The organism is Streptomyces sp. DH12 (genome assembly GCF_020873895.1).
In the GTDB taxonomy this organism is placed as follows: domain Bacteria; phylum Actinomycetota; class Actinomycetes; order Streptomycetales; family Streptomycetaceae; genus Streptomyces.
The window spans coordinates 1-487 of sequence record NZ_JAHWGT010000785.1; the positions used below are offsets into that span (position 1 = coordinate 1).

1 protein-coding gene and 1 pseudogene are annotated in these 487 nt (G+C 68.4%); both read left to right on the forward strand.

Features of this window, described 5'->3' with window-relative positions; genetic code table 11:
• Window positions 1–268, forward strand: a 268-nt coding sequence (locus LPA54_RS37045; RefSeq protein WP_228984864.1) for a M24 family metallopeptidase, incomplete at its 5' end; no start/stop codon positions are given.
• 70 nt (window positions 269–338) lie between these two features.
• Window positions 339–487: pseudogene (locus LPA54_RS37050) on the forward strand (elongation factor P); the annotation flags it as partial.

Here is a 487-nt window from a genome sequence, read left to right on the forward strand (position 1 = left end):
CCGCCAGGTGCTGGACTCCGCCGGGTACGCCGAGGCGCTTCCGGTCCTCACCGGTCACGGCGTCGGACTGGAAATCGACGAGGACCCTCAATTGACCCCGGCGGCCATGGGTAAACTGGACGCTTGCGTGCCGGTCACCGTCGAGCCGGGGGTCCACCTCCCCGGCCGGGGCGGGGTCCGGATCGATGACACGCTCGTCGTGCGCCCCGAGGCGGACGGCGGACCCGAGCTACTCACCATCACGACCAAGGAGCTGCTCGCGCTCTAGCCTCGCGCAGTGCGCCTGCCTTCGCCCCGGCCGTCGTCCACGTCAGTCCAGTCCAGGAGATTCCGCAACCGTGGCTTCCACGAACGACCTCAAGAACGGCATGGTGCTCAAGCTCGAAGGCGGCCAGCTCTGGTCCGTCGTCGAGTTCCAGCACGTCAAGCCCGGCAAGGGCCCGGCCTTCGTGCGCACCAAGCTCAAGAACGTGCTCTCCGGCAAGGT